26 protein-coding genes are annotated in these 26,894 nt (G+C 63.0%); 21 read left to right on the top strand and 5 right to left on the bottom strand.

Features of this window, described 5'->3' with window-relative positions:
• Positions 1–3: 3 nt before the first annotated feature.
• Positions 4–603 (bottom strand): imidazoleglycerol-phosphate dehydratase HisB, encoded by a 600-nt coding sequence (hisB, locus tag AC0L2C_RS07185; RefSeq protein WP_091592962.1) that lies wholly within the window; start codon positions 601–603, stop codon positions 4–6.
• 239 nt (positions 604–842) lie between these two features.
• On the opposite strand from hisB, the gene hslV reads away from it, so the two are divergent.
• The 5 genes from hslV (at position 843) to AC0L2C_RS07160 (ending at position 5,161) form a co-directional block, all read left to right on the top strand.
• Positions 843–1,394 carry an ATP-dependent protease subunit HslV gene (gene hslV / locus AC0L2C_RS07180; RefSeq protein WP_023796923.1) on the top strand — a complete coding sequence of 184 codons (552 nt, stop codon included), beginning with the start codon at positions 843–845 and terminating at the stop codon, positions 1,392–1,394.
• Between the two features lie 73 nt (positions 1,395–1,467).
• Complete coding sequence (locus AC0L2C_RS07175; protein ID WP_128168875.1) at positions 1,468–1,998, top strand: GNAT family N-acetyltransferase; 531 nt, start codon at positions 1,468–1,470, stop codon at positions 1,996–1,998.
• A gap of 40 nt (positions 1,999–2,038) precedes the next feature.
• On the top strand, positions 2,039–2,638 hold the full coding sequence (locus AC0L2C_RS07170) for a DUF2585 domain-containing protein (RefSeq protein ID WP_023796925.1): 600 nt from the start codon (positions 2,039–2,041) through the stop codon (positions 2,636–2,638).
• 4 nt (positions 2,639–2,642) lie between these two features.
• Positions 2,643–3,956, top strand: coding sequence for an ATP-dependent protease ATPase subunit HslU (gene hslU, locus AC0L2C_RS07165; protein ID WP_023796926.1), 1,314 nt, complete (start codon positions 2,643–2,645; stop codon positions 3,954–3,956).
• Positions 3,957–4,201: 245 nt separating this feature from the next.
• Positions 4,202–5,161 carry a DUF1402 family protein gene (locus tag AC0L2C_RS07160; RefSeq protein ID WP_287176371.1) on the top strand — a complete coding sequence of 320 codons (960 nt, stop codon included), beginning with the start codon at positions 4,202–4,204 and terminating at the stop codon, positions 5,159–5,161.
• A 100-nt stretch (positions 5,162–5,261) separates the two neighbouring features.
• On the opposite strand, the gene AC0L2C_RS07155 is transcribed toward AC0L2C_RS07160, so the two are convergent.
• Genes AC0L2C_RS07155 through AC0L2C_RS07145 form a run of 3 tightly spaced genes read right to left on the bottom strand, consistent with a single transcriptional unit; the run spans position 5,262 to position 7,976 of the window.
• Positions 5,262–6,491 carry an NAD(P)/FAD-dependent oxidoreductase gene (locus AC0L2C_RS07155; RefSeq protein WP_473523045.1) on the bottom strand — a complete coding sequence of 410 codons (1,230 nt, stop codon included), beginning with the start codon at positions 6,489–6,491 and terminating at the stop codon, positions 5,262–5,264.
• Between the two features lie 5 nt (positions 6,492–6,496).
• The gene (locus tag AC0L2C_RS07150) at positions 6,497–6,811 is read right to left on the bottom strand and encodes a MocE family 2Fe-2S type ferredoxin (protein ID WP_023796929.1); all 315 of its coding nucleotides are present in this window, start codon (positions 6,809–6,811) and stop codon (positions 6,497–6,499) included.
• A 55-nt stretch (positions 6,812–6,866) separates the two neighbouring features.
• Positions 6,867–7,976, bottom strand: a complete 1,110-nt coding sequence (locus AC0L2C_RS07145) for a fatty acid desaturase family protein (protein WP_287238437.1) — start codon at positions 7,974–7,976, stop codon at positions 6,867–6,869.
• A gap of 165 nt (positions 7,977–8,141) precedes the next feature.
• On the opposite strand from AC0L2C_RS07145, the gene AC0L2C_RS07140 reads away from it, so the two are divergent.
• From AC0L2C_RS07140 to AC0L2C_RS07110, 7 genes are all read left to right on the top strand, one after another.
• Positions 8,142–9,173 (top strand): LacI family DNA-binding transcriptional regulator, encoded by a 1,032-nt coding sequence (locus AC0L2C_RS07140; protein ID WP_473523044.1) that lies wholly within the window; start codon positions 8,142–8,144, stop codon positions 9,171–9,173.
• A 370-nt stretch (positions 9,174–9,543) separates the two neighbouring features.
• The gene (locus AC0L2C_RS07135) at positions 9,544–10,485 is read left to right on the top strand and encodes a sugar ABC transporter substrate-binding protein (protein ID WP_128244601.1); all 942 of its coding nucleotides are present in this window, start codon (positions 9,544–9,546) and stop codon (positions 10,483–10,485) included.
• 260 nt (positions 10,486–10,745) lie between these two features.
• Positions 10,746–11,822: an ABC transporter permease gene (locus AC0L2C_RS07130; RefSeq protein ID WP_473523043.1), complete on the top strand. Its 1,077-nt coding sequence runs from the start codon at positions 10,746–10,748 to the stop codon at positions 11,820–11,822.
• A 2-nt stretch (positions 11,823–11,824) separates the two neighbouring features.
• Positions 11,825–12,592, top strand: a complete 768-nt coding sequence (locus tag AC0L2C_RS07125; RefSeq protein WP_128244602.1) for an ATP-binding cassette domain-containing protein — start codon at positions 11,825–11,827, stop codon at positions 12,590–12,592.
• 129 nt (positions 12,593–12,721) lie between these two features.
• Entirely contained in the window at positions 12,722–13,723 is a 1,002-nt protein-coding gene (gene iolG / locus AC0L2C_RS07120) for an inositol 2-dehydrogenase (RefSeq protein WP_128244603.1), read from the top strand.
• A gap of 23 nt (positions 13,724–13,746) precedes the next feature.
• Entirely contained in the window at positions 13,747–14,541 is a 795-nt protein-coding gene (locus AC0L2C_RS07115; RefSeq protein ID WP_473523042.1) for an SDR family oxidoreductase, read from the top strand.
• 227 nt (positions 14,542–14,768) lie between these two features.
• Positions 14,769–15,860 (top strand): 3-deoxy-7-phosphoheptulonate synthase, encoded by a 1,092-nt coding sequence (locus AC0L2C_RS07110; RefSeq protein ID WP_128244605.1) that lies wholly within the window; start codon positions 14,769–14,771, stop codon positions 15,858–15,860.
• A 175-nt stretch (positions 15,861–16,035) separates the two neighbouring features.
• Here AC0L2C_RS07110 and AC0L2C_RS07105 read toward each other — a convergent pair whose 3' ends face one another.
• Positions 16,036–17,145 carry a Gfo/Idh/MocA family protein gene (locus AC0L2C_RS07105; protein ID WP_128244606.1) on the bottom strand — a complete coding sequence of 370 codons (1,110 nt, stop codon included), beginning with the start codon at positions 17,143–17,145 and terminating at the stop codon, positions 16,036–16,038.
• 154 nt (positions 17,146–17,299) lie between these two features.
• Between AC0L2C_RS07105 and AC0L2C_RS07100 the strand changes: the two genes are divergently transcribed.
• From AC0L2C_RS07100 to phnN, 9 genes are all read left to right on the top strand, one after another.
• Entirely contained in the window at positions 17,300–18,145 is an 846-nt protein-coding gene (locus tag AC0L2C_RS07100) for a MurR/RpiR family transcriptional regulator (protein WP_287238512.1), read from the top strand.
• Between the two features lie 145 nt (positions 18,146–18,290).
• Positions 18,291–20,225, top strand: a complete 1,935-nt coding sequence (locus AC0L2C_RS07095; protein WP_128244608.1) for a bifunctional 5-dehydro-2-deoxygluconokinase/5-dehydro-2-deoxyphosphogluconate aldolase — start codon at positions 18,291–18,293, stop codon at positions 20,223–20,225.
• A 35-nt stretch (positions 20,226–20,260) separates the two neighbouring features.
• Positions 20,261–22,111 carry a 3D-(3,5/4)-trihydroxycyclohexane-1,2-dione acylhydrolase (decyclizing) gene (gene iolD, locus AC0L2C_RS07090; protein WP_128244609.1) on the top strand — a complete coding sequence of 617 codons (1,851 nt, stop codon included), beginning with the start codon at positions 20,261–20,263 and terminating at the stop codon, positions 22,109–22,111.
• A 44-nt stretch (positions 22,112–22,155) separates the two neighbouring features.
• Positions 22,156–23,073 carry a myo-inosose-2 dehydratase gene (iolE, locus tag AC0L2C_RS07085; RefSeq protein WP_128244610.1) on the top strand — a complete coding sequence of 306 codons (918 nt, stop codon included), beginning with the start codon at positions 22,156–22,158 and terminating at the stop codon, positions 23,071–23,073.
• Between the two features lie 48 nt (positions 23,074–23,121).
• Positions 23,122–23,340: a DUF3329 domain-containing protein gene (locus AC0L2C_RS07080; protein WP_027152068.1), complete on the top strand. Its 219-nt coding sequence runs from the start codon at positions 23,122–23,124 to the stop codon at positions 23,338–23,340.
• A 6-nt stretch (positions 23,341–23,346) separates the two neighbouring features.
• A complete protein-coding gene (gene iolB / locus AC0L2C_RS07075) occupies positions 23,347–24,159 on the top strand; it encodes a 5-deoxy-glucuronate isomerase (protein ID WP_023796942.1) in 813 nt (270 codons plus the stop codon).
• A gap of 152 nt (positions 24,160–24,311) precedes the next feature.
• Positions 24,312–25,019 carry a DUF1045 domain-containing protein gene (locus AC0L2C_RS07070; protein ID WP_473523041.1) on the top strand — a complete coding sequence of 236 codons (708 nt, stop codon included), beginning with the start codon at positions 24,312–24,314 and terminating at the stop codon, positions 25,017–25,019.
• A gap of 90 nt (positions 25,020–25,109) precedes the next feature.
• Entirely contained in the window at positions 25,110–26,249 is a 1,140-nt protein-coding gene (locus tag AC0L2C_RS07065) for an alpha-D-ribose 1-methylphosphonate 5-triphosphate diphosphatase (RefSeq protein WP_287238428.1), read from the top strand.
• Positions 26,246–26,875 carry a phosphonate metabolism protein/1,5-bisphosphokinase (PRPP-forming) PhnN gene (gene phnN / locus AC0L2C_RS07060; RefSeq protein ID WP_023796945.1) on the top strand — a complete coding sequence of 210 codons (630 nt, stop codon included), beginning with the start codon at positions 26,246–26,248 and terminating at the stop codon, positions 26,873–26,875. Before AC0L2C_RS07065 ends, phnN begins: the two co-directional genes overlap by 4 nt.
• Positions 26,876–26,894: the final 19 nt, after the last annotated feature.

Below are 26,894 nucleotides of genomic sequence, written 5' to 3'. Positions count from 1 at the left end.
GGCCTATCCCTTCAGAGATCCCTTGGTGGAAGGAACCGCGTCAGGCTGGCGCGGGTCGCTTTCAAGCGCGAAACGCAGCGCACGCGCCACCGCCTTGAAGCAGGTCTCGGCGATGTGGTGATTGTTGGCGCCGTAATGGTTGGTGACATGCAGCGTGATGCCGGCATTTTGCGCCAGGGCCTGGAAGAATTCGCGCACCAGTTCGGTGTCGAACGTGCCGATCTTCGGCGACGAGAACACAACGTTCCAGACAAGGAAAGGACGGCCGGAAACGTCGATCGCCGCGCGCGTCAGCGTCTCGTCCATGGCGAGATCGATCGAGGCATAGCGCATGATGCCCCGCCGCTCGCCTAGTGCCTTGGCCAGCGCCTGACCGAGCGCGATGCCGGTGTCCTCGACCGTGTGATGATCGTCTATGTGGAGGTCGCCCTTGGCCTTGACCGTCATGTCGATCAGCGAATGGCGCGACAGCTGGTCCAGCATGTGATCGAAGAAGCCGACGCCCGTCGAAATATCGGATTTTCCCGAGCCGTCGACCTGGACCGATACGGAGATGTCGGTTTCCCTGGTCTTGCGGCTTGCGTTGGCGGAACGGGGCGGCATGTTCATCCTTGTCCAGAGTTCAGGCGTTCCAAGCGTCCACATGCTTGAAAGCGTCCACGTGCTTGAAAACGAGAGCCTTCTAGCAGCATGATCCGGTGATTGCCAGTTGCCGTGCCAAGCAGTATCGAGCCTGGCCGATGACCGGTTGGCAATCGTCGGACCTATGCATACATAGGGTCGATCAAGTCACTCGTAATGCGCCAATCGCCTTGTCGGGACCGGTGCTGATCGGAGCAGAGATGTCGAACGAACTGACCATGCACGCCACGACGATCCTGACCGTGCGCAGGGGCGGCAAGGTGGTGATCGCCGGTGATGGCCAGGTCAGCCTTGGCCAGACGATCATGAAAGGCAACGCCAAGAAGGTGCGCCGAATCGGCAAAAGCGGCAATGTCATTGCCGGTTTCGCCGGCGCCACCGCTGACGCCTTCACGCTTCTGGAGCGGCTGGAGGCCAAGCTCGAACAATATCCTGAGCAATTGACGCGGGCCTGCGTCGAACTCGCTAAGGACTGGCGCACCGACCGCTATCTGCGCCGGCTGGAAGCGATGATGCTGGTTGCCGACAAGTCGGTCTCGCTGGCGCTGACCGGCACCGGCGACGTGCTCGAACCCGAACATGGCGTCATGGCGATCGGCTCGGGCGGCAATTATGCGCTGGCCGCGGCGCGCGCGCTGATGGACACCGACAAGGATGCCGAAGAAATCGCCCGCAAGGCGATGCAGATCGCATCCGACATCTGCGTCTACACCAACAACAATTTTGTCATCGAAATCCTCGATGCCGGCTGAGCCGGCCGCTGGCCATGATCCCGAAAAGTGGAAACCGGTTTTTGCTTCGCTGACCTTCGGTTCGCAGGAGATCATGGCCAAACGAGAAAATAGATATGATTTTCGACCGGTGACGGAGGCGGACCTGCCGATGATCGCGGCATGGCTGGCCGAGCCGCATGTCGCCGAGTGGTGGGACGATCCCGAGACGGAGATCGCCCAGATCCGTGAGCACATCGACAGCATTTCCGTCGAGCCGCTGATCATCGAGCTCGACGGCGAGCCGATCGGCTACATGCAGAGCTACGATCCGCATCTGGAGGACGGCCACCCCTACAGCGACCAGCCTTTCGGCACGCTCGGCATCGATCTGTCGATCGGCAGGCCCGAGCTTGTCGGACGCGGCCACGGCTCGGCAATTGTCCGGCAGTTCGTGGAACAGCTGTTCGAGGAAGGGGCACCGCGTGTCATCATCGACCCGGATCCATCCAACGGACGAGCGATCCGTGCCTATCAAAAGGCCGGGTTCAGAACTATCGATCGCAGGCAATCGGAATATGGCGACGCCGTGCTGATGGCAATTGACGCGGAAGAGGGCGGCGCCCAAGAGGGCAATATCGAATAGGGTGACGCCGAATAAGGCGCCGAAGAGGGGCAGTAACAGCATGAGTACAAGCGGCGCCGACAAGACCGTCTCGGCCTATGAAGACAGCTGGCGGATGGGACTTCTGCTCGTCCTCGGCCTGATTATATTCCAGGCTGGAGCCCTCTACGGCATGGGCCGAACGCCGATCTGCGAATGCGGCTATGTCAAGCTGTGGCACGGCATCGTGCAGAGCTCGGAGAATTCCCAGCATATTTCCGACTGGTACACATTCTCGCACCTCATCCACGGCTTCCTGTTCTACGCGCTGGCGTGGGCTCTGTTCCCGCGCTCGCCGATCGGGCTCAGGCTGGCATTTGCGGTCGTCATCGAGGGCGGCTGGGAGCTTCTCGAGAACAGCCCGTTGATCATCGAGCGCTACCGCGCCGGCACGATCTCGCTCGACTATTACGGCGACAGCATCATCAATTCGGTGGCGGACACGCTGGCGATGGTGCTGGGATTTGTGATGGCGCGCAGGCTTCCTATATGGGTGATCGTGACCCTCGCTCTCATCTTCGAATTCGGTGTCGGCTACATCATCAGGGACAATCTGACACTCAACGTGATCATGCTGCTGCATCCGTTCGAGTCCATCCGGCAGTGGCAAAGTGGAATTTAGCGATATGACCACATTCTCGCCCCGCGAAATCGTTTCGGAACTCGATCGCTTCATCATCGGCCAGAAGGACGCCAAGCGCGCCGTGGCCATCGCCTTGCGCAACCGCTGGCGCCGCCAGCAGCTCGAAGGCCAGATGCGTGAAGAGGTGATGCCGAAGAACATCCTGATGATCGGCCCAACCGGCGTCGGCAAGACCGAGATATCGCGCCGCCTGGCGCGCCTTGCCGGTGCGCCGTTCGTCAAGGTCGAGGCGACCAAGTTCACTGAGGTCGGCTATGTCGGCCGCGACGTCGAGCAGATCATCCGCGACCTGGTCGAGATCGCCATCGGCCTGGTGCGCGAGAAGATGCGCGAGGACGTCAAGGCGCGCGCCCATATCAATGCCGAGGAACGCGTGCTCGAAGCGCTCGTCGGCAAGACGGCGAGCCCGGCGACGCGCGACAGTTTCCGCAAAAAGCTGCGCGACGGCGAGCTCGACGACAAGGAGATCGAGATCGAAGTGAGCGATACCGGCACTGGCGGCATGCCCGGCTTCGAGATACCCGGCATGCCGGGCGCCAATATCGGCGTGTTGAACATCAACGACATGCTGTCGAAAGCGATGGGCGGCCAGAAGACCAAGACCCGCAAGACGACAGTGAAGGAATCCTACGCGGTGCTGGTCGGCGACGAGTCCGACAAGCTGCTCGACCAGGACGAGGTGGTGCGCAGGGCGCTCGAATCGACCGAAAACGACGGCATCGTCTTCCTCGACGAGATCGACAAGATCGCCTCGCGCGAAGGCGGCATGGGCGCCGGTGTTTCCCGCGAAGGCGTGCAGCGCGACCTGCTGCCGCTTGTCGAAGGCACCACGGTCGCGACCAAATACGGACCGGTGAAGACGGATCACATCCTGTTTATCGCATCGGGCGCGTTCCACGTTGCCAAGCCATCCGATCTGCTGCCCGAACTGCAGGGCCGTCTGCCGATCCGCGTCGAGCTGCGTGCGCTGGAGAAGGACGATTTCGTCCGCATCCTGACCGAGACCGAGGCCAGCCTGATCAAGCAGTACATCGCGCTGATGAAGACCGAGGGCGTCGATCTCGTCTTCACCGACGACGCCATCGATTCACTGGCCGGCATCGCCGTCGATCTCAACGCCAGCGTCGAGAACATCGGCGCCAGGCGACTGCAGACGGTGATGGAGCGGGTGCTGGACGAGATCTCCTATGACGCGCCGGACCGCCACGGCACGTCGGTGACAGTCGACGCCGCCTATGTGGAGAAGCATGTCGGCGATCTGTCGAGAAACACGGATCTGTCGCGATTCATCCTGTAGCAGGCGATCGATCCGCAAGAGTCGGACCGGCGGAGCCGGCACGTGTGGCCAAATGGAAGCATCTGGCCAGCTTTTGTCTTGCCGGGCGACGGGGCTCTCGACTCCCGTTGCAGCTTTACCTAGTTTGCCGGCAACACCAGCGCCGCGCAGCTTTTTGGATGCGCAAAGGACGCTGTACAGTTGGTTCTGCGCATGACCCCCGAGAATCGGTTCCGAGGGTCATGCGTTGTTGCAGGCGGCGGCGCATGAAAAAAACGATCCTCGTCACTCTCGGGCTGACGCTGGCGACAGCCATGTTCGCCGCCGAAGCGGCGACGATGGTGCCGCCGGGCAACAGTCATGTCGAGCAGCCCAACATACCGGGCGCCTCAAGCCGGCGCACCCAGGCCACCAACACCACCTTCCAGTCGAAATACCGCAAGGTCTATGCGCTGCTGCAGCACGACGCCGGTCTTCGCGGCAAGATCGAGCAGGCAGCAGCGACCTATGGCATCGATCCTATGCATATCGTCGGCGCCATCGTCGGCGAGCACACCTACAATGTCGACGCCTACGACCGGCTGCAGACCTACTACGTCAAGGCGATCTCCTATCTGTCGAGCAAGCTGTCCTTCGCCTACGAAGGCGAGGACATCACCGATTTCGTGCAACGGCCGCAATTCCAGGAATGCGTCGGCAAATCGGATAGTTACGAGCTCTGGGAATGCCGCGAGCAGGTGTGGAACCTTTCCTTTCGCGGCAAGACTGTCGGCGGTGAGAGCTTCCCCGACGACCGCTTCGGCGCGACTTTTTTCCAGCCCTATTATGCCGGCCAGACTTTTGGCCTGGGCCAGCTCAATCCGCTGACCGCCTTGCAGATGAGCGATCTCGTGCACCAGGTGTCCGGCCTGCCGAAGCTCGACGTCGGCGATCCGAACGCGGTCTACAAGACCATCATGGATCCGGACCTGACCTTGGACTATGTCGCGGCGACGATCCGGAAATCGATCGATGCCTATCAGAGCATTGCCGGCTTCGACATATCGGGCAATCCCGGCATCACATCGACGCTCTACAATGTCGGCAATCCTGAGCAGCGCGCCCATGCGCTGAAGGCCGAAAACGACAGGCGCCGCGCCGCGGGCGAACCGGAGAAGCTGCCCGAGGAAAATTACTATGGCTGGCTGGTCAACGACAAACTGCCGGAGCTGAAGGCGCTGTTTTAGTGGGTATTGATATCTGCACTTTGAGCTGAAACCGAAGTCGCCCCTTAGGCGTTTGCGCTGCCCCTCATCGCCTGCTTTCGACAATCGGCACGCACCGGGCTCACGCCGCCAGCAGCGACTTCAGCTTGATCGTTTGCGAACCGAGCGCCTCAGGCGCCGGCTTTGCCCTTTTTGCGATCAGCATCTCGGCCAGCCTGATGTCGCGGGCGACAGAATTGCCCGGACCGATTCCGCTCGCCGCGACCAGCCTGCCGTCTTGCGCCAGGTGAAACAGGATGAAGGCGCCGTCGTCGAGGTCGCGGCGCACGACCTTGCTGCCCTCGTCCGACAGCCCAGATATCTGCAAGGTCAGGCCGTACTGATCCGACCAGAACCATGGCACAGCCGAGTGGGCCTCACCGGCGCCAAGCATGTTGCTGGCCGCAATCGCGCCCTGCTCCTGCGCGTTGCGCCAGGCCTCCAGCCGCACGCGCCGGCCGCCATAGACGGCAAGCGGAAACGAGCAGCAATCGCCGGCGGCAAAGATATCCGGATCGCTGGTGCGAAGCTCGGCATCGACGGCTATGCCGTTGTCGATCGTCAGGCCCGCTTCTGCGGCAAGTCCGGTCACCGGCACAGCGCCGATGCCGATCACCGCCAGGTCGGCGACGATGTCCTGCCCGCCGGCAAGCGCGATGCTCACCTCGGCGCCGTCATCGGCAATCGCGGCGATTGCGTCGCCGCACAGGATTTTGACGCGTTCGGCTTCATGCGCCTCGTGGACGATCTTGGCGATCTCGGCCGGCACGCCGCGCATCAGGATGCGCGGCTGCGCCTCGATGACGGTGACAACTGCGCCCAGTCTGCGTGCTGCGGCGGCGAGCTCAAGACCGATGAAGCCGCCGCCAACGATGGCGATGCGGTTTCCGGCGCGGAGATGGGCTCGAATTGCCAGCGCGTCGTTGAAGGTCCGGAGATAGGCACAACGCGGCCCGAGGCCCGGCATTGGCAGTCTGCGCGGCAGGGAACCGGTCGCCAGCAGCAATTTGTCGTATGGCAGCGCCGAGCCGTCCGACAGGCGCACGACATGAGCAGCGCGGTCGATCGCCACCGCCTGAACCGAATGGATATGCCTTATCGATCTCTCGGCCAGGATCTCATCGCTGGCGATCGCCTTGATCACCGGCGCATCGCCGGCCATCGCGTCCTTCGACAGCGGCGGCCGCTCATAGGGCAGATGCGGCTCGTCGCCTACCAGCGTCACCGGGCCATCATAGCCGAGATCGCGCAGCGCCAGGGCAGCCCGCCCGCCGCATTCGCCGGCGCCGATGATGAGCATTCCTTTCGCCATCACCGTCACCCGATCTGAATGAGGATTTTGCCGGCGTCGAGCTTGACCGGATAGGTCCTGAGATTGACGCAGACCGGCGCGCCCCTGGCTGCACCGGTCTTGTAGTTGAAGCGGCCATTGTGCTTCGGGCATTCGATGATGTCGTCCATCACCAACCCGTCGGCCAGATGCACCTTCTCATGCGTGCAAAGGCCGTCCGTCGCGAAATATTCGTCGTCGGGACTGCGATAGATGGCGAAGGTGCGGCCGTCATGGTCGAACCGCATCACGTCCTCTTCGTCGATGTCATCGGCACCACAGGCCTCGACCCAGTCGCTCATTGATCCTCCCGGCAGAATTTTTCTTGGTCAACATGCCCCGGCACAGGCGCGCAAATCATTCGGCTGCTGCCGCGACGGCGTCGTTATCGTTGTGGAATTCCTCGCGATAAGGCTTGGCGGTCGGCGGCAGTTCGCGCTTGAGGAAATAGTCTTCATTGCGCAGCTGGCGCAGGAAGGCAGGCACCATCTCGCGATAGCCGGCCAGGATCGATGGCGTCGGCGCCGGCAGGTCGTGCTTGATCAGCTCATGCAGCCTCGGCAGCGCGTGATAGGGCACCATCGGGAACATGTGGTGCTCGACGTGGTAGTTCATGTTCCAGTAGATGAAGCGGCTGATCGGGTTCATGTGGACCGTGCGGCTGTTGAGGCGGTGGTCGATGACATTTTCGGCGAGGCCGCCATGCTGCAGCAGGCCGGTCATGACGTGATGCCAGGCGCCGTAAAGCCTGGGCAGACCGACCAGCATCAAGGGCAGGAACGAGCCGCTATAAAGTGCCAGCGCGATCGTCGCGGCATAGATCGCGGTCCAGATGCGGGCAATGCGGATCGCCTTCGGCTGCTCCTGCTCGGGAATGAAGGTCTTTTCCGCCGGGCTGATGATACCGGCCGCGTTGCGCACCATGTCGCTCATGGCATGCCAGGCATCGACAATGCCGAAGAAATTGAGCACGACGCGCAACAGGTCCGGCGGGCGCATCACCGCGATCTCCGGATCGCGGCCGACGATGATCGTGTCAGTGTGATGCCGCGTATGGCTCCAGCGCCAGGCCACCGGGTTGCGCATGATCATGAAGCAGGCGATCTGATAGACCGCATCATTCATCCACTGCGTCCTGAAGGCGGTGCCGTGGCCGCATTCGTGCCAGCGTGAATCGGTGGAAGAGCCGTAGAGCACGCCATAGACGAAGAAGAACGGCACGCACCACCATGTGCCCCAGAACCAGGCGCCGCCGGCGCCGCTCAGGACCAGGGCGGAGAGCCAGATGATGGTGTCGCGGATCGCCGGCCCATCGGAGCGCTGCATCAGCTCCTTCATCTGCTTGCGGGGCACGTCGGTATGATACCATTCGGCCGCCGCTAGCCCGGTCTCGACGGCGCGTTTCGCGTCGCGGCCGAGCAGGCTGTAGTCTCGCCGGGACGGCATTGCGGATAGTGTCGCTTCCATTGAGGCTGCCTCCGTCGGCATCCGTCGGAACGGGTGCCTCTGCCACAGGTGCTTATGCCCTAAAATAACGCCAAGCCGTGATAGGCTCAACATCATGAAGATAGTTTCTATCATTTCCCATCAGAATGATGTATAGCCTATGCCAGGCAATCAGGCAGGAAGCGTATGGCAAAACGGCCAACCATCGCCGATCTGGCGCGTATTTCGGGGGTCAGCGTCGCCACCGTCGATCGGGTGCTGAACAATCGCCTGCCGGTGCGCGAGGAAACCGCGCGCCGCGTCTATGAGGCCGCCACCAGCATCGGCTACCACGCCGCCGGGCTGATCAAGCAGCGGATGCGCCAGGAACTGCCGGAATACCGGCTCGGCTTTCTGCTGCTGAGGGGCAATGATGTTTTCTACAGCGATTTCGCCCGGGAGGTCGAACTGGCTGTCTCGCAGTCGCAGCGCTTCCGCGGCGTCGCCACCATCGATTTCGCCAGTTCGCTGGCCCCCGACGAGATCGCCGCGCAGATGCGCAAGCTGGCGGCGAAATCCAGGGCAGTCGCCCTTATCGGTCCGGACCATCCAACGCTGACGGCGGCCGTCGAGACCCTGAAGGCGAGGGGGCAACCCGTCTTCTCCCTGCTATCCGACTTTGCAGCCGGCATCCGCGAGGGCTATGTCGGCCTCGACAATCGCAAGGTCGGTCGCACCGCGGCCTGGATGATCGCCAGAGCGGCGAGGAAGCCCGGCAAGGTCGCCCTTTTCGTCGGCAGCCATCGCTTCCATGGCCATGAGCTGCGCGAGATCGGCTTCAGATCATTTTTCCGCGAGCATGCGCCGGAATTCACGGTGATGGAGACGCTGGTCAACCTGGAGGCCAACCAGGTGACCCATGATGCAATGATCGATCTTCTGGCGCGGTACCCGGATCTGGCCGGCTGCTATGTCGCTGGCGGCGGCATGGAAGGCGCGGTTTCCGCGCTACGGGCGGCCAGGCCGGCAAACATGCCAGTGGTCGTCTGCAACGAGATCAACGCCGAATCGCGCGCGGCGCTCGCCGACAACATCCTGACCATGGTGATTTCGACCCCGCTGGCAGCACTATGCCGCGAACTTGTCGGGCTGATGGTGCATGCCATCGAGGCAGGCGCCGCCAATGCGCCGGGCCAGACCTTCCTGCCCTTCGACATCTATCTGCCGGAAAACATCTAGGCTCGGGCAGAACATCTGGGGTCAGCCAAGACATCCTGTTTAGATCGGGGCGTCGGCAGTGATGTGAACCATCAGCCTGATGGATTCTTGCAGAAGGTTTGCCGGCCCTCAGCCGCGTTGTCCGAAAAAACCGGCAGCCGCTTTCGGAATCTCCTTGACGCCCGCCAGTAGAATGGAATAAATATTTCACCAACTAGCTATTTTGGTTCTTTCGTTCCGGAACATCTGTTTCAACGGAGGGCTTGGCGTTCCAGCCAACGCGGAAATCGCCATCGGAAACGGAGAAGCAATCGGGAGAGATTCCCTGGGAGATCGGGGATTCCGGGTAGATCGGTGCAGCCGGACACCAATTCTGTGGAGGAGAAATAGAATGAAAAAGCTGCTGTTGGGCGCCACATTCCTGGCGCTGATGAGCTCGTCCGCCCTCGCTGCCAAAATCGGCGTGTCGATGGCGCTGTTCGACGACAATTTTCTCACCGTGCTGCGCAACGGCATGATCGAGCAGGCCAAAGGCATGGAAGGCGTCGAACTGCAGGTCGAGGACGCGCAGAACGACGTCGCCAAGCAACTCGACCAGATCAAGAACTTCGTCGCCTCGGGCGTCGACGCGATTGTCGTCAATCCAGTCGACACCTCGGCCACCCAGGCAATGTCGGATGCCGCCGCTGCGGCCAACGTTCCGCTGGTCTATGTCAACCGCGAGCCGGTCAATGTCGACAAGCTGCCTGACAACCAGGCTTTCGTTGCCTCAAACGAGGTTGAGTCAGGCACTCTCGAGACCCAGGAAGTTTGCCGCCTGTTCAAGGAAGCCGGCAAGACCGAGGCCAATGTCTATGTGATCATGGGCGAGTTGTCGAACCAGGCCGCGGTGCAGCGCACCAAGGACATCGACGATGTGATCGCCACTCCCGAATGCAGCTTCATCAAGATCATCGACAAGCAGACGTCGAACTGGAAACGCGAGGAAGCACAGAACCTGATGACCAACTGGCTGTCGACCGGCGCGCCGTTCGATGGCGTGATCGCCAACAATGACGAGAGCGCCATCGGCGCCATCCAGGCCATGAAGGCTGCCAACATCGACATGAAGTCGGTTGTTGTCGGCGGCGTGGACGCCACCCAGGACGCGCTTGCCGCGATGCAGGCGGGCGATCTCGACGTCACCGTGTTCCAGGACGCGGCCGGCCAGGGCGCCGGGGCGCTGGACGCGGCGCTCAAGCTTTCCAAGGGCGAGGCGGTCGAGCAGAAGGTCTACATCCCCTTCCAGCTGGTCACGCCGGCAAACATCGACAAGTTCCTGCAGAAGAATTGAGCAGAGGAGCGTTCTCGATAGGGGCGGCGCGGCAGAGCATCGGACCGGTTTTTGGAATCCGACGTTTTAAGTACAAAAAAAGCAGCGCCGCTCCCTCTTTCCCTCATCGCCGAAACAAACGGCGAGAGGGCCACTGCGATTAGAGCGATGTGCGTCCGTTTGGACGCACAAAAGTACGCTCTAAAACTTTGGGACTACGCATCGTGCTTTCCGAAAATCGATCCCGATTTTCGGGCCGAAGCGGTTGGAGGAAGCAAAAGTTGACACAGACAACCCATGGCGTCGGCGGACTGAGCTATGATGCGAAAAAGCGGACATGGCCTGCCGAATTCAACGTTTTCCTGGCGCTCATCATCCTGGTCGGCGCCTTCGAGCTGATAGGCCGCGTCTTTCTTGGCGACAGCTTTCTGTTCAACACCCGCCCCAATGTCGATACGATCTTCAACGAGGCGCGCCTGCAGATCATCATCCTGCAGGTGTCGATCGTCGGCATCATCGCCATTGGCGTGACGCAGGTGATCATTTCCGGCGGCATCGACCTTTCCTCTGGTTCGATCGTCGGCGCCACGGCGATGATCGCCATGAGTTTCGCCCAGGTGGCGACGGTCAACGGCAACCCTAATCCCAAGGCGGTGTTCCTCGCGCAAGGCTGGACCGACCTGCCGGTGATCGTGCCGGTGCTGGTCGCGATCGGCTGCGGCCTGCTGGCGGGCCTGGTCAACGGCTCGTTGATCGCCTACACGCGCATTCCGCCGTTCATCGCCACGCTCGGCATGATGGTCACGGCGCGCGGCATCGCCAAATGGTGGTCCAAGGGGCAGCCGATCTCGTTTCCCACCGAAAGTTTCGCCGCCATCGGCAAGGGGCTGATGCCGGTCGTCATCTTCATATCGCTGGCGATTCTGTTCCAGCTGATCCTGTCATACACCAGGTACGGCAAGCACTGTTATGCCATCGGCTCCAACGAGGACGCCGCCCGCATGTCCGGCATAAATGTCCAGAACCACAAGATCCTCGTCTTTGTCATTGCCGGCATCCTCGCCTCGCTCGCCGCCGTGGTGCTGAGCTCCAAGAACCTCACCGCTCAGGCCGGCATGGGCGTGATGTACGAACTGGACGCGATCGCCATGGCGGTCATCGGCGGCGTCTCGCTGTCGGGCGGCCGCGGCTCGATCATCGGAACGGTGATCGGTGCGCTGATCTTCGGTGTCATCATCTCCGGCTTCACCTTCCTGCGCCTCGACGCCTACTACCAGGAGATGGTCAAGGGCGTGATCATCATCGGCGCAGTCGTTCTCGACCAGTGGCGCCAGCGCCTGCGGGCAATGAGGGCTTGATCATGTCAGACATCGTCCTGAAGACCGAAAACCTGACCAAATACTATGGCGGCGTGCATGCGCTCGAAAGCGCGAATTTCGAACTGCGCAAGGGCGAGCATGTCGCCATCATGGGTGACAACGGCGCCGGCAAATCGACCTTCGTGCGCCAGATCACCGCCGTCGAGCAGCGCACCAGCGGCAAGGTCTGGTTCGACGGCAAGGAAGTGAACTTCGCCGGCCCGATCGCGGCGCGCGAGGCGGGCATTGAAACGGTGTTCCAGAACCTGGCGCTTGCCGACGATCTCGACGTGCCGTCGAACCTGTTTCTCGGCCGCGAAAAGGTGCTTTTCAATCTCGGGCCTTTCTCGATCCTCGATCGCAAGTTCATGCGCAAGGCGACCGAGGCAGCGCTGATCCGCACGGCGGTCAAGATTCCCAATCTTTCCAACACCATCCGCCACATGTCGGGCGGCCAGCGCCAGTGCGTGGCAATCGCCAGAACCGCGACTTTTGCATCCAAGCTCATCATCATGGATGAGCCGACGGCAGCGCTTGGTGTGCAGGAGACGACGCAGGTAGAAAACATCATCCGCACGCTGAAAGCCAATGGCGAGCCGCTGATCCTGATCAGTCACAACATGCGCCAGGTGTTCGACCTCGTCGACCGCATCGTCGTGTTCAGGCGCGGCCGCATCGTCGCCAACCTGCGCAAGCAGGACACCGACGGCAACGACATCGTCTCATACATCACCGGCGCCAAGACCGGAGAGGCGGAACTTGCGGCTTAGGGCGGATGCCGGCGCGGCGGGTCATCGGCCCGTCGCCAATCAGCCGAAATAAGAAAATCTACTGCGCCTTGCCCTGAACGGTGCAGTAAAGACGCACTTCCATTTCGAACCATCCCAAAGGAAATTTCCATGTCTCTCCGCTTCGCTCTTCTCGGCGCCGGCCGCATCGGCAAGGTCCACGCCCGCGCCGTGGGTTCCAATCCGCAGGCCAGGCTGGTCGCAGTTGCCGATGCGTTCGAGAAGGCGGCGACCGATCTGGCGTCGGCCTATGGCGCGGAAGTGCGCAGCATCGACGCCATCGAAAAAGCCGGGGATATCGATGCGGTCATTATCTGCACGCCGACCGACACCCATGCCGATCTGATCGAGCGGTTCGCCAAGGCCGGCAAGGCGATCTTCTGCGAGAAGCCGATCGATCTTGACGCCGGCCGAGTGGAAGAATGCCTGGCCGTGGTCGACAAGGCCGGCGCCACTTTGATGGTCGGGTTCAACCGCCGCTTCGATCCGCATTTCGCCGCCGTGCGCAAGGCGATCGACGACGGCGCCATCGGCAAGGTCGAGATGGTGACCATCACGTCGCGCGATCCCGGCCCGCCGCCGCTCGACTATATCGGCCGCTCGGGCGGCATCTTCCGCGACATGACCATCCATGATTTCGATATGGCGCGCTTCCTGCTCGGCGAGGAGCCGGTGGCGGTCAGCGCCCATGCCTCGGTGCTGGTCGACAAGAAGATCGGCGAGGCCGGCGACTTCGACAGCGTCAGCGTCATCCTCGAAACCGCCTCCGGCAAGCAGTGCATCATCTCCAATTCGCGACGCGCCACTTATGGCTACGACCAGCGCATCGAGGTGCATGGCTCGAAAGGCATGGTGGCGGCCGAGAACCAGCGGCCGGTGTCGATCGAACTGGCCAATGAAAAGGGCTATACGCGCCCGCCGCTGCACGACTTCTTCATGACCCGCTACCTCGACGCCTATGCCAACGAGATCGCCGCCTTCATCGCGGCGGCGACGTCAGGCAACAAGGCGGCGCCAAGCGGTGCGGACGGGCTGGTCGCGCTGCGGCTGGCGGACGCGGCGCTGAAATCGGCGAGGGAAGGCAAGACCGTCCGCCTCGACAAGACAGTCTGACCATCAACCACAGGAGCAAGGCGATGAACGGTTCCGCCGGTCGCAATTCAGAAACACGCGCCATCGTCACCGGCGGCGCGCAAGGCATCGGCTTCGCCGTCGCCGAGGTGCTGGCCGACGAGGGCTGCCGCGCCCTGGCGTTGGTCGGCCGTTCCAGGGAGAAAGGCGACAAGGCGGTCGCCGCACTTGCGAAAGACGGCGTCGACGCCATCTTCATCAGCGCCGACGTCTCAGTGGTGGCCGACTGCAAGCGGGTCGTGGAAACGGCGATCGCTCATTTCGGCACCGTCAATGCGCTGGTCAACGCCGCCGCCACCTCGGCCCGCGGCTCACTGGTCGAGACCTCCGAGGATCTTTTTGACCAGATCTTCCAGACCAATGTGCGCGGCCCCTTCTTCCTGATGCAGGGTGTGGTGGCGCATCTGCTCGACCGCAAGGCGCCCGGCTCGATCGTCAACGTGCTTTCGATGTCGGCGCATTGCGGCCAGTCGTTCCTGGCGCCCTATTCGTCGAGCAAGGGCGCACTGGCGACGCTGACCAAGAATGTCGCCAATGCCTATCGCAGCAATCGCATCCGCTGCAACGCCGTGCTGCCCGGCTGGATGGATACCGAGGGCGAGGCGATCGTGCAGAAGAAATGGCACGACGCGCCGGACGACTGGCTGGAAAAGGCCGAGGCAGCGCAGCCCATGGGCCAGTTGGTGAAGCCGGCGCAGCTTGCCCGGCTGATCAGCTATATGATCAGCTCGCAGTCCGGCGTCATGACCGGCTCGCTGGTCGACTACAACCAAACCATTGCAGGGTCTTCGCCGGAATAGTGTCATCTGAGTAGCGTCATCTGAACGTGACAAGCACCCTGGCTTCGGCTATAGGGCTGGCATGATCCACCTGACCGCCTCGTTCTGGTACTTTAGCTACGGCAGCTCGCTGGCGGCGGGAGGATTGCGCTCGATCTGAAGATTGCAGCATCAAAATCCTAACAGCCGCCAGACCTGGCGGCTTTTTTGTTTCAGCCGGCAGGTCTCCCAACCAGGAGCAGAAAGCCGTGTTGACAACCACCGACGATCTTCGGGTCAAGGAAATAAGGGAATTGAGTACGCCGGACCAGGTGATGCGGGAGATACCGCGCACGCTGACGGCGACGCGCACCGTTGCCGCGTCACGCAACGCCATCCACGCCGTGCTGACCGGAGCCGACGATCGGCTGGTCGTCGTCGTCGGCCCCTGTTCGATCCACGACCCGATCGCTGCCGTCGACTATGCCAGCCGGCTGGTGGCGCTGCGCGAGAGCCTGTCGGACCGGCTGGAGATCGTGATGCGCGTGTATTTCGAGAAGCCGCGCACGACGGTTGGCTGGAAGGGCCTGATCAACGATCCCGACCTGGACGGCAGCTTCAACATCGACAAGGGCCTGCGGATGGCCCGCAACGTGCTCTCTGCGGTCAACAATCTTGGCCTTCCGGCGGCGACGGAATTCCTCGACATGGCCACCCCGCAATACATTGCCGACCTCGTCGCCTGGGGCGCGATTGGCGCGCGCACGACAGAGAGCCAGATCCATCGCGAACTCGCATCCGGCCTGTCCTGCCCGGTCGGCTTCAAGAACGGCACCGACGGCAATTTGCGGATCGCCGCCGAGGCGGTGAAGTCCGCCGCCCAGCCGCATCATTTCATGGCGGTGACGAAGGGCGGACGCAGCGCCATCGCGGCGACCACCGGCAACGAGGACTGCCACGTCATCCTGCGCGGCGGCATTGCGCCGAACTATGACGCAACGAGCATAGCTGCAGCCTGCGCGGCACTCGGCCGGATCGGCGTAGCACCACGGCTGATGATCGACGTCAGCCACGCCAACAGCAACAAGAAGCCGGAGAACCAGCCGATGGTGGCGGCCGACGTCGCGGGCCAGGTCGCGGCAGGCGACGAACGCATCATCGGCGTCATGATCGAGAGCAACCTCGTCGCCGGCCGGCAGGAGGTCATGCCCGGCAAGCCGCTCGTCTATGGCCAGAGCATCACCGATGGCTGCATCGACTGGACAACCACCGAGACGGTGCTGCACCGCCTTGCCGACGCCGTCGAGCGGCGCCGGTCAGCACGACGCGCCCTGATCGCCAGCCGTCCGGGCGCCGCCTGAGGCGGTTGGCACGGAATGTTGCGGGCGGTTGCTACCTTGCTGCTTGGCTTTGAAAGGCCGGCGCCGCCCCCTCATGGGCAATGAGGGGCTGCGTCAATATCGACAATTGGCACTCTCCAACACAAGCTCTCCCTTGCTCTGGCATGGGTGGCGTCGAGGCTCGGATTGCGGGTCGCTACCGCACCGCAATCCAGCGCTGCTCCTCGAACGAGCGCGCCATAGCATGCACCGTCCGCTCGATCTCGAGGCCTTCGTCAAAATCGATGATCCGCGCCGGCTTGCCGGCCAGCCGCGTCAACAGCTCGCGGCATTCGATAATCTTGAGGTCGTTGAAACCGAGGCCGTGGCCGGGCGCCGGCAGGAAGGCGTCGTAGGGCTTGTGGTGCGGCGCCACCAGGATGGTGCGATAGCCTTGCTCGGTCGGGCGGTCGGCTGTCAGGTAAAGCTGGAACTCGTTCATCTGCTCCTGGTCGTACAGGATCGAGCCCTTCGAGCCGAAGATCTGAATGGCGATCCGGCCCTTGCGGCCCCAGGCCGAACGGTTGACCAGCAGCGTGCCGGCAATGCCGTTTTCGAGATGCATCAGCACGCTGGCGATGTCGTAGGTCTCGACCGCGCGGCGCCCGCCTGATGCGACGCGGCGATCGGCATAGGGTTTCGCCATGTCGCACATGACGCGGGCGACGCGGCCGAACAGCACCGAGACCAGCGACAGCGGATGCACGGCGAAATCGTCGAGCGCGCCGTAACCGGACGCCGCCTCGTGCTTCCAGAAGAACAGCGCCTCCGGGTCGGCCATGAAATCCTCGTCCATCTCGATTCGCAGATGGTTGACTTCACCGATGATCTTCTCGTCGAGCAGCGCACCGATATGGCGGATCGCCGGATTCTGGATGTAGTTGTAGCCGAGCGCGGCCACCTTGCCGGATTTTTTGGCCGCCGCCGCCATGGCTTGCGCCTCGGCAAAGCTCGGCGCCATCGGTTTTTCGCACCACAGGTGCTTGCCGGCTTCGAGGATGGCGATGGCCATCTCCGGGTGGAACTGGTTCGGCGTGGTCAGCGAGACGATATCGACGTCCGGGTCATCGACGACGGCGCGCCAGTCGCCGGAGCCCTTGGCGAAGCCGAACTCGGTCGCCCGGCGCTTGGCAAGGTCGTCATCGACCTCGCCGAGATGGACCAGCCTAGGCTTGGCCACATCCGGAAAGACGGTGCCGACCGCGTTCCAGGCGATGGCGTGGCACTTGCCCATGAACCCCGTGCCGATAAGACCGACTCCGACCATTTCCTTGTCTCCACTGCCAGAAAGGTTGCGTGGATGAATTAGTCCATTTTTTCCAGAAATGGAACGCATGGCTCATTTTTTATGGCCTTCTTGCACAGGCTCGCTATGATGGGGCATCACACGGCATCGACTGATGGACCTGGGCGGAGCGACGATGGACGAACGGGTGCCCCGCGATTTCGAGACGCTGCGTACGACGATCCTGGAACGGCGCCATAGCCTGCCCAAGCGTATCGCGCAGATCGCCGCCTATGCGCTCGACAATCCCGACGATATTGCTTTCGGCACCGCCGCCAGCATCGCTGCCTCCGCCGGCGTCCAGCCTTCGACCTTGATCCGCTTCGCCCAGCAGCTCGGCTTCGACGGCTTCACCAGCCTGCAGCTGGTGTTTCGCGAGCGCCTGCGCGAGCGCAATTCGTCCTATGACGAAAGGCTGGCGGCATTGCGCGCCAAGGCCGAGGAAGGCGCCGGTCACCGGGCGATCTTCGACGGCTTTGTCGCGGCGGCCAGCACCTCACTCAACGATATTTCGGGCAGGTTGAACGAAGACCATCTCGAAGATGCGATCGCCTTGCTGGCAAAGGCGGAGACCATCTATGTGCTGGCCAAGCGCCGCTCCTATCCGGTCGCCTCCTACATCGCCTATGCGCTGGGCAAGCTCAAGATCCGCAACCAGCTGATCGAATCGGCCGCCGGCCTCAACGCCGAGATGATCGGCTTTGCCTCGCCCAGGGATGCCGTCATCGCCATCAGTTTCTCGCCTTATGCCCCGGCGGCCATCGAGGAGGCGCGCGTCATCTCGGAGCAAGGCGTGCCGATCGTGGCGATCACCGACAGCTCGTTCTCGCCGCTCGCCCAGTTCGCCAAGGTCTGGTTCGAGGTCGCCGAGGCCGATTTCGCCGGCTTCCGCTCGCTGTCGGCGACGATGGCGCTGGCCATGGCGCTGACCGTTGCGGTCGGCGAAAAGCGGCGCGACACCGGCGGGAAGCGCAAGGCCTGACAGGCTACTTTTCGGCAAAGGAACGCGCGTTCCATATTGACTATCGATTGGAATTATTATTTCATATTGCCGGCGCCACGCTGCCGCTCGCGCGTGTTACCCAAACAATGTGTTACCAAGACAACAAGGCTGATGGGAGGTTCGAATGGGCGAAGCCGTGGACGCGAAACATGCGCCGCTCGACGTTATCACCATTGGCCGCGCCTCCGTCGACCTCTACGGCCAGCAGATCGGCTCGCGCCTGGAGGACATCACCTCTTTCGCCAAGTCGGTCGGCGGCTGTCCGGCCAACATTTCGGTCGGCACGGCGAGGCTCGGTCTGCGTTCGGCGCTGCTCACCCGCGTCGGCGACGAGCAGATGGGCCGCTTCATCCGCGAGCAGTTGACGCGCGAAGGGGTTTCGGTTGACGGCCTCAGGACCGATCCGGACCGGCTGACCGCGCTGGTGCTGCTGTCGGTCGAGGACGAGGGCGTGTCGCCGATGATCTTCTATCGCACCGACTGCGCCGACATGGCGCTTTCGGAAGACGACATCGATGAGACGTTCATCGCTTCGGCACGCGCGATCGTCGTCACCGGCACGCATTTTTCGCGGCCCAACAGCGACGCCGCGCAGCGCAAGGCGATCCGTGCCATCAAGGCCACGGGCGGCAAAGTGGTGTTCGACATCGACTACCGTCCTAATCTGTGGGGCCTTGCCGGCCATGCCGAAGGCTTCGAGCGCTATGTGAAATCCGACCGGGTCTCCGCCCAGCTGAAGACAGTGCTGCCCGACTGCGACCTGATCGTCGGCACCGAAGAAGAGATCATGATCGCCTCCGGTGCCGATGATTGCCTGAGCGCGTTGAAGACGATCCGCTCGCTATCCAAGGCCACGATCGTCTTGAAGCGCGGCGCCATGGGCTGCATCGTCTATGACGGGCCGATCAGCGACGACCTCGAGGACGGGATCGTTGGCAAGGGTTTTCCGATCGAGGTCTACAATGTGCTCGGCGCCGGCGATGCCTTCATGTCGGGTTTTTTGCGCGGCTGGCTCGGCGGCGAGAGCCTGGAGACGGCGGCAACCTGGGCCAACGCCTGCGGCGCTTTCGCCGTGTCGCGGCTGCTCTGCGCGCCGGAATACCCGACCTTCGAGGAATTGGAGTTCTTCCTCAAGAACGGCAGCAGGCACCTGGCGCTGCGCAAGGACGAGGCGATCAACCATATCCATTGGGCGACGACGCGCCGGCGAGACATTCCATCGCTGATGGCGCTGGCCTGCGATCACCGTATCCAGCTTGACGATGTCGCCGCGAAGGCAGGCGCCGACCCGTCGCGCATCCATGATTTCAAGGTGCTGACGGTCAAGGCGGCGGCAAAGGTTGCCGCCGGCCGCGCCGGCTACGGCATGCTGCTCGACGAAAAATACGGCCGCGAGGCGATGTTCGAATTCGCCCGCCATCCTTTCGCCTGGCTTGGCCGGCCAGTCGAATTGCCTGGATCGCGGCCGCTTCGTTTCGAATTCTCGCAGGATATCGGCTCGCAACTGATCGAGTGGCCGGTCGACCATTGCATCAAGTGCCTGTGCTTCTATCACCCCGACGACCCGGAGGCGCTGAAGACCGAGCAGCAGCAGAAGCTCAAAAGCCTGTTCGAAGCCGCGCGGAAAGTGGGGAGAGAACTTCTCATCGAGATCATCGCCGGCAAGCACGGCGAGCTCAACGACACGACGATTCCGCGGGCGCTGGAGGAACTCTATGCGCTTGATATCAAGCCCGACTGGTGGAAGCTTGAACCGCAGGCCTCAGCCGGGGCCTGGGCGAAGATCGAAGCGGTGATCCTGAAGAACGATCCGTGGTGCCGCGGGGTTGTGCTGCTCGGCCTCGAAGCGCCGCCGGACGAACTGGAAGCGGCCTTTGCCGCCACCGCCAAGGCGCCCATCGTCAAGGGCTTCGCCGTCGGTCGCACCATCTTCATCAACGCGGCCGAACAATGGCTTGCCGGCAAGATGTCGGACGAGGAGGCGGTGGCCGACATGGCGTCGCGCTTCGAGAGGCTGACCGAGGCATGGCTTGCCGCGCGCGGCCGCAAAGCAGCATAAGAAGGCGCGGCACAAGGACTGCGGAGGAAAACAACATGACCAAGACAATCCGCCTGACGATGGCGCAGGCGCTGACCCGCTTTCTCGGCTGCCAGATGACCGAGATCGACGGCAGGAAAATGCCGATCTTCGGCGGCGTCTGGGCGATCTTCGGCCACGGCAATGTCGCCGGCATCGGCGAGGCGCTTTATCAGGTGCGCGACGAATTGCCGACTTTTCGCGCCCACAACGAACAGGCCATGGCGCATGCGGCGATCGCCTATGCCAAGGCCAATTTCCGCCGCCGGTTCATGGCGGCGACCAGTTCGATCGGCCCCGGCGCGCTCAACATGGTGACGGCGGCGGCACTTGCGCATGTAAACCGGTTGCCCGTCCTGTTTCTCCCCGGCGACGTCTTCGCCAATCGTATCCCCGATCCCGTGCTGCAGCAGGCAGAGGATTTCTCCGACGGAACGGCGACGGTCAATGACTGCTTCCGGCCGGTGTCGCGCTATTTCGACCGCATCACCCGGCCCGAGCAGATCATCCCGGCGCTCAACCGTGCGATGCAGGTGCTGACCGATCCGGCCGAATGCGGACCGGTGACCTTGGCGCTCTGCCAGGACGTGCAGGCCGAGGCCTTTGATTACCCCGAGAGCTTCTTTGCCGAACGGGTCTGGCATCAGCGCCGGCCGCGTCCGGACCGTGGGGAATTGGCGGCCGCGGTGGCGGCGCTGAAGGCGGCAACAAAGCCCTTGGTGATTGCCGGCGGCGGCGTGCTTTATTCGCAGGCTTCCGGCGAACTGGCGCAGCTGGCGCAAGGCGCCGGCATCCCGGTCTGCGAGACGCAGGGCGGCAAATCCTCGCTGCCGGACGATCATCCCCTCAACATGGCGGCGGTCGGCGTCACCGGCACTTTGGCGGCCAACCGGCTGGCTGAAGAAGCCGATGTCGTGCTTGCCGTCGGCACCAGGCTGCAGGATTTCACCACCGGCTCGTGGGCGCTGTTCAAGAATTCCGGCAAGACCATCATCGGGCTGAACGTCCAGCCTTTCGACGCGGGCAAGCACCAGGCGTTGCCGCTGGTAGCCGATGCGGCCGAAGGGCTGGCCGAACTCGGCGCGGCGCTGAACGGCTGGCAGGCGCCGGCAGCCTGGACCGATAATGCGGCCACGGGCAAGAAAGAATGGCAGGCCGAAGCCGGCAAGGTGACGGCCTCGACCAATGCCGCCTACCCGTCGGACGCGCAGGTGATCGGCGCCGTGCAACGCGCCATGGGCTCCGACGTGATATTGCTTCATGCCGCCGGCGGCCTGCCCGGCGAATTGCACAAGCTCTGGCAGGCGGGCGCGCCCGGCTCCTACCACGCCGAATACGGCTTCTCGACCATGGGCTACGAGATCGCAGGCGGGCTCGGCGTCAAGATGGCCAAGCCCGACGAGGAGGTCGTCGTCATGATCGGCGACGGCTCCTATCTGATGCTCAATTCCGAGATCGCAACGTCGGTCATGCTCGGCCTCAAGCTGACCATCGTGCTGCTCGACAACAGCGGCTATGGCTGCATCAACCGGCTGCAGATGGCAACGGGCGGCGCCAACTTCAACAATCTGCTGAAGGACGCCCGCCATGAGATTATGCCCGACATCGACTTCGCCGCGCATGCGGCAAGCCTCGGCGCCATCGCCGAGAAAGTTTCGTCGATCGCCGGGCTGGAAACGGCGCTGGCAAAAGCGAAAGACAATAGCAAGACGACGGTACTGGTCATCGACACCGATCCACTGGTGTCGACCGATGTCGGCGGCCATTGGTGGGACGTCGCCGTGCCGGAAGTTTCTTCGCGGCCGCAGGTCAACGCCGCACGCAAAGCCTATGAAGAAAAGCGGCGGATGCAGAGTGTTGGTGATTGATGTCGGCGAATGAAAATTGAACGAACTGACATTGGAGTGACGACTTGAAAGCCAAACTGGGCATGTCCCCCATTGCATGGTGGAACGACGATCTTGCGGAACTCAGCGATGACGTGTCGCTGGAGGAATGCTTGGCGCAGTCGCGCTCGGCGGGCTTCACCGGCATGGAAATGGGCCGCCGTTTTCCCAGTGATCCGAAAATCATGCTGCCGATCCTGAAGAAGGCCGACGTGACGCTCTGCGGCGGCTGGTTCTCCGGTACTCTGGTCGACGAAGACATGGCCAGGAATAAGGATCGCATCCAGCCGATGATTGATCTGTTCAAGGCGGTGGACGCGCCCTGCATCGTCTATGGCGAGGTCGGCCGCTCCATCCAGGGTGACCGCTCAAAGCCGCTCGCCACCAAGCCCAGGCTTTCGGACGACGAGATGAGGGCCTATGCGAGGCGCCTCACGCAGTTCGGCGAATGGTGCGCCGATCAAGGCATGCCGCTCTCCTACCACCATCATATGGCGGCGGTCGTCGAGACCGAGCCGGAGCTCGACGCCTTCATGCGCCATTCGGGAGAAGGCATTCCACTGCTGCTCGACGCCGGCCATCTGGCCTTTGCCGGCGGCGATGTGCTGCGCGCCGTCGACAATCATCACCGGCGCATCAATCATGTCCATGTCAAGGACGTGCGCCTGGAGGTGATCGAAAAACTCGATCGCCAGAAGCAATCCTTCCTTGATGCCGTGGCGCTCGGCGCCTTCACGGTGCCGGGCGACGGGTCGCTGGATTTTGGTGCCATTGTGGAAAGGCTGGCGAACTACGGCTATGAAGGCTGGTTCGTGGTCGAGGCCGAGCAGGACCCCAAGAAGAATCCGCCGCTCAGGATGGCGCAAGTCGGCTACAGGGAATTGATGCGGGTGATGACGGCCGCCGGCTACACGGTTGAAACGCAGGGCTTCCCCAATGCTTGAGCGAGTCTATTCCCGTCGACGGGGTCATCCGATGCGGGGGCTGATCCGATGAAGGATTCAGAGCATCCGTTCTTCCGGCCGCTGTGGCGGCGTGTTGCCATCGTCGCGGTCTGCCTGGGCTGGGCCGTGGTCGAGTTTGCCACCGGCGCGCCGTTCTGGGGCACGATCGCGCTCGGCTTCGCCGGCTATGCCGTCTGGCAGTTCTTCTATCTCTACAAGCCGGCCGACAGCGGCAAGGGTTCGGCCGACGCCGAACCAAAGGAGTGAAGTGCGATGTCGAAACTGCTCGTCAAAGCCGATAAGGGCCATGGCCGCGTCGCCCATGTGACGCCGCAAAACGCCGGCTGGACCTATGTCGGTTTCGATCTGCATCGATTGCGGCCCGGCGAGACCGTCTCCGGACAAACCGCGAGCCGTGAAGTCTGCCTGGTGTTCGTCACCGGCGAGGGCAAGGCCAAGGCCGGCGGCAACGATCTCGGCCTGCTCGGCGAACGCATGTCGCCCTTCGAAGGCAAGCCGTGGTCGATCTATGTGCCGCAGGGCTCTGACTGGTCGGTGACCGCCGACACCGGTCTCGAACTCGCGGTCTGCTCAGCGCCGGGGCTTGGCGGCGGCCTGCCGGTCCGCGTCATTGCGCCAAAAGATCTCGGCCAGGAGGTTCGCGGCAAGGGCACCAACACGCGCTATGTCACCAACATCCTGCCGGAAGGCAAGCCGGCCGATTCATTGCTGGTGGTCGAGGTCATCACGCCTGGCGGCCACACGTCGAGCTACCCACCGCACAAGCATGATCAGGACAATCTGCCGGCCGAGTCCTATCTCGAGGAGACCTATTACCACCGCCTCAATCCGCCGCAGGGCTTTGCCTTCCAGCGCGTCTACACCGATGCCGACCGGAACGGGGCTCGTTCGCTCGACGAGGCGATGGCGATCGAGGACGGCGACGTCGTGCTGGTGCCCAAGGGTTATCACCCTTGCGCCGCCTGCCATGGCTACGACCTCTACTACCTCAACGTCATGGCCGGGCCGAAGCGGACGTGGAAATTCCACAACGCGCCCGAGCACGAATGGCTGATGAAGGCCTGAGGCGCTGCCCGTCCGGGTCGGCAACTGGCCCAAGGCGAAAAAATCGTCGGCTAATGACCCGCCTGAACAAGTTTGTTATCAGGAGCGATCATCAGCTTCGTCATTTCGTCATGCAAATCGCCTATGGCAGCGGGAGTTGACGAGGACTTTCGATGCGCTACGCTATCTATTTCACCCCCCGGCAGGACGAACCGCTGGCGCGGATCGCCGCCAATTGGCTCGGCCGCGACCCGTTCGGCGCCGCCACGAGGCCGGTCGAGGCCGTGGGCGAGTTGTCGCCGGCGGAAGTCGCCTTCCATACCGCTTCGGCGCGCCGCTACGGCTTTCATGCGACGCTGAAGGCGCCCTTCCGGCTGGCTTCGAACGAAACGGAAGCCGCGCTTCGCGCGGCACTGGACGATTTCGCCGAAACGACGCCGGTGGTGACGATCCCACGGCTGGTCGTCAGCCAGATCGACGGCTTCTTCGCGCTGGTGCCGGAAGGACCGCTGCCGGCGCTCAACCGCTTCGCCGACGACGTCGTGCGCGACTTCGACCGTTTTCGCGCGCCGCTGAGCGAGGCTGAGATCGAACGGCGCAGCCCTGACTCGCTGAAGCCGGCTGAATTCCGCAATCTCTGCCAGTGGGGTTACCCCTATGTCTTCGAGACCTTCCGCTTTCATATGACGCTGTCCGGCCGCGCCTCGTCACAGGAAAGCCCTCGTCTTCGCGCAGCAATCGACAGCCTGTTTGCTGGAGTCCTGCAACGGCCGGTGCCGGTGGACGCGCTGATCCTGTTTGTCGAAACCGAACCTGGCGCCCCGTTCATGGTGCTTTCCCATCATGCGCTCGGGCGGCGCCCGGTGAGAAAAACTGCCTGAAAACTACTTGTTTTAACCGCTTTTGTACGACGCCAACTCATTCCCAATCGGTGATTCAATTGGCCGCAAATGCTCCAAGGACTGCCTGAAATGACCGTCGAGACCGTTCTCAACAATGCCCGCATCGTGCTTGCCGACGAGATCGTCGAAGGCTCGATCGTGCTGCGCGACGGCTTGATCGCCGGGATCGATGCCGGCGCCGGCCGGAACGGCGAGGACATGGCCGGCGATTTCATCATTCCCGGGCTGGTCGAGCTTCATACCGACCACCTGGAGGGTCACTACGCGCCGCGGCCGAAGGTGCGCTGGAACCCGATCGCCGCCGTTCTCGCCCACGACGCGCAGGTGGCGACCGCCGGCATCACCACCGTGCTCGATGCCTTGCGCGTCGGCATGGACGACGACGCCGACATGAATTCGGCCGACATGCGCAAGCTGGCCGATGCGATCGAGGACAGCGTCCAGCAGGACCGGCTGCGGGCCGACCATTTCATCCATCTGCGCTGCGAGGTTTCGGCGCCGGATTGCCTTGCAGCCTTCGCGCATTTTGACGGCGATGACAGGATCAAGCTGGCGTCGCTGATGGACCATGCGCCGGGACAGCGCCAGTTCGTCGATTTGGAAACCTATGCCTATTACTACCAGCGCAAGCTAAAGCTGACGGACCGCGAATTCCAGCAATTCTGCGAGAAGCGGATGGCGGAGTCGGCGACGAATTCGGGGCCGAACCGCGCCTTCATTGCTGCCGCCTGCCATCAGCGCGGCATCGTGCTGGCCAGCCATGACGACGCCACGACCGGCCATGTCGACGAGGCGATCGAACAAGGCGTCCGCGTCGCCGAATTCCCGACCACCAAAGAGGCCGCAAAAGCTTCGAAGGCCGCCGGGCTCGGGGTGCTGATGGGCGCCCCGAACGTCATGCGCGGCGCCTCGCATTCGGGCAATGTTTCAGCCCGGACACTCGCCGGCGAAGGCTTGCTCGACATATTGTCGTCCGACTACATCCCCTTCAGCCTGATCCAGTCGGCGTTTTTCCTCGGCGACGTTGTCGACGGCATCTCCCTGCCGCAGGCGGTGGCGATGGTTTCGAAGAACCCGGCGGAGGCAGTCGGCCTCGCCGACCGTGGTGTCATCGAGCAGGGCCGGCGCGCCGATCTGGTTCGCGTCCGTCTTGACGACCATGTCCCGGTTGTCCGCACGGTCTGGCGGCAGGGACGTCGGGTCGCGTGATGGTGTCGGCGTCGATCGAGCGTGAATTGTCCGCCGCGGCGTTTCCGATCCGCGACGGGGTGTTCGTCGCTGTCGTCGGGCCGAGCGGCGCCGGCAAGGACACGGTGATCGGCTATGCCCGGTCACTGTTTGCCGACGAGACCCGGCTGGAGTTCGTGCGCCGGGTCATCACCCGGCCGAGCGACACGGCAAGCGAGGATCACGACACGCTGGCCGATGCGGCCTTCGTCGAGGCTGAGGCGGACGGCGCCTTCGCCATCTCCTGGGAGGCGCATGGCTTGCGCTACGGCATCCCGGCTGAAGTCGACCGGTCGGTGGCCAATGGCCGCGTCGCCATCGCCAATGTCTCCCGCGCCATCATCCCGGCGCTGCGTGATCGCTATGCCAATCTGGCTGTCGTCGAGATCACCGCATCGCCGCAGATCCTGGCTGAGCGACTGGCGATGCGCGGCCGCGAGTCGCGCGGCGAAGTGCTGGCGCGGCTGGCGCGCAGCGCCAATGTGGCGTTGTCCGGGCCAGGCGTCACCCCGATCGACAATAGCGGCCAGCGCGAGGCGGCCGGCGAGCGTTTTGTCGAAGTGCTGCGCAAGGCAATGGCCTTCTCCGACCGGTCGGGCACGATTTAAGCCGCCTCTTACCTTCTCC

This window comes from Mesorhizobium sp. WSM4845 (assembly GCF_055811455.1).
This window is presented reverse-complemented; position numbering and strand designations above follow the sequence as displayed.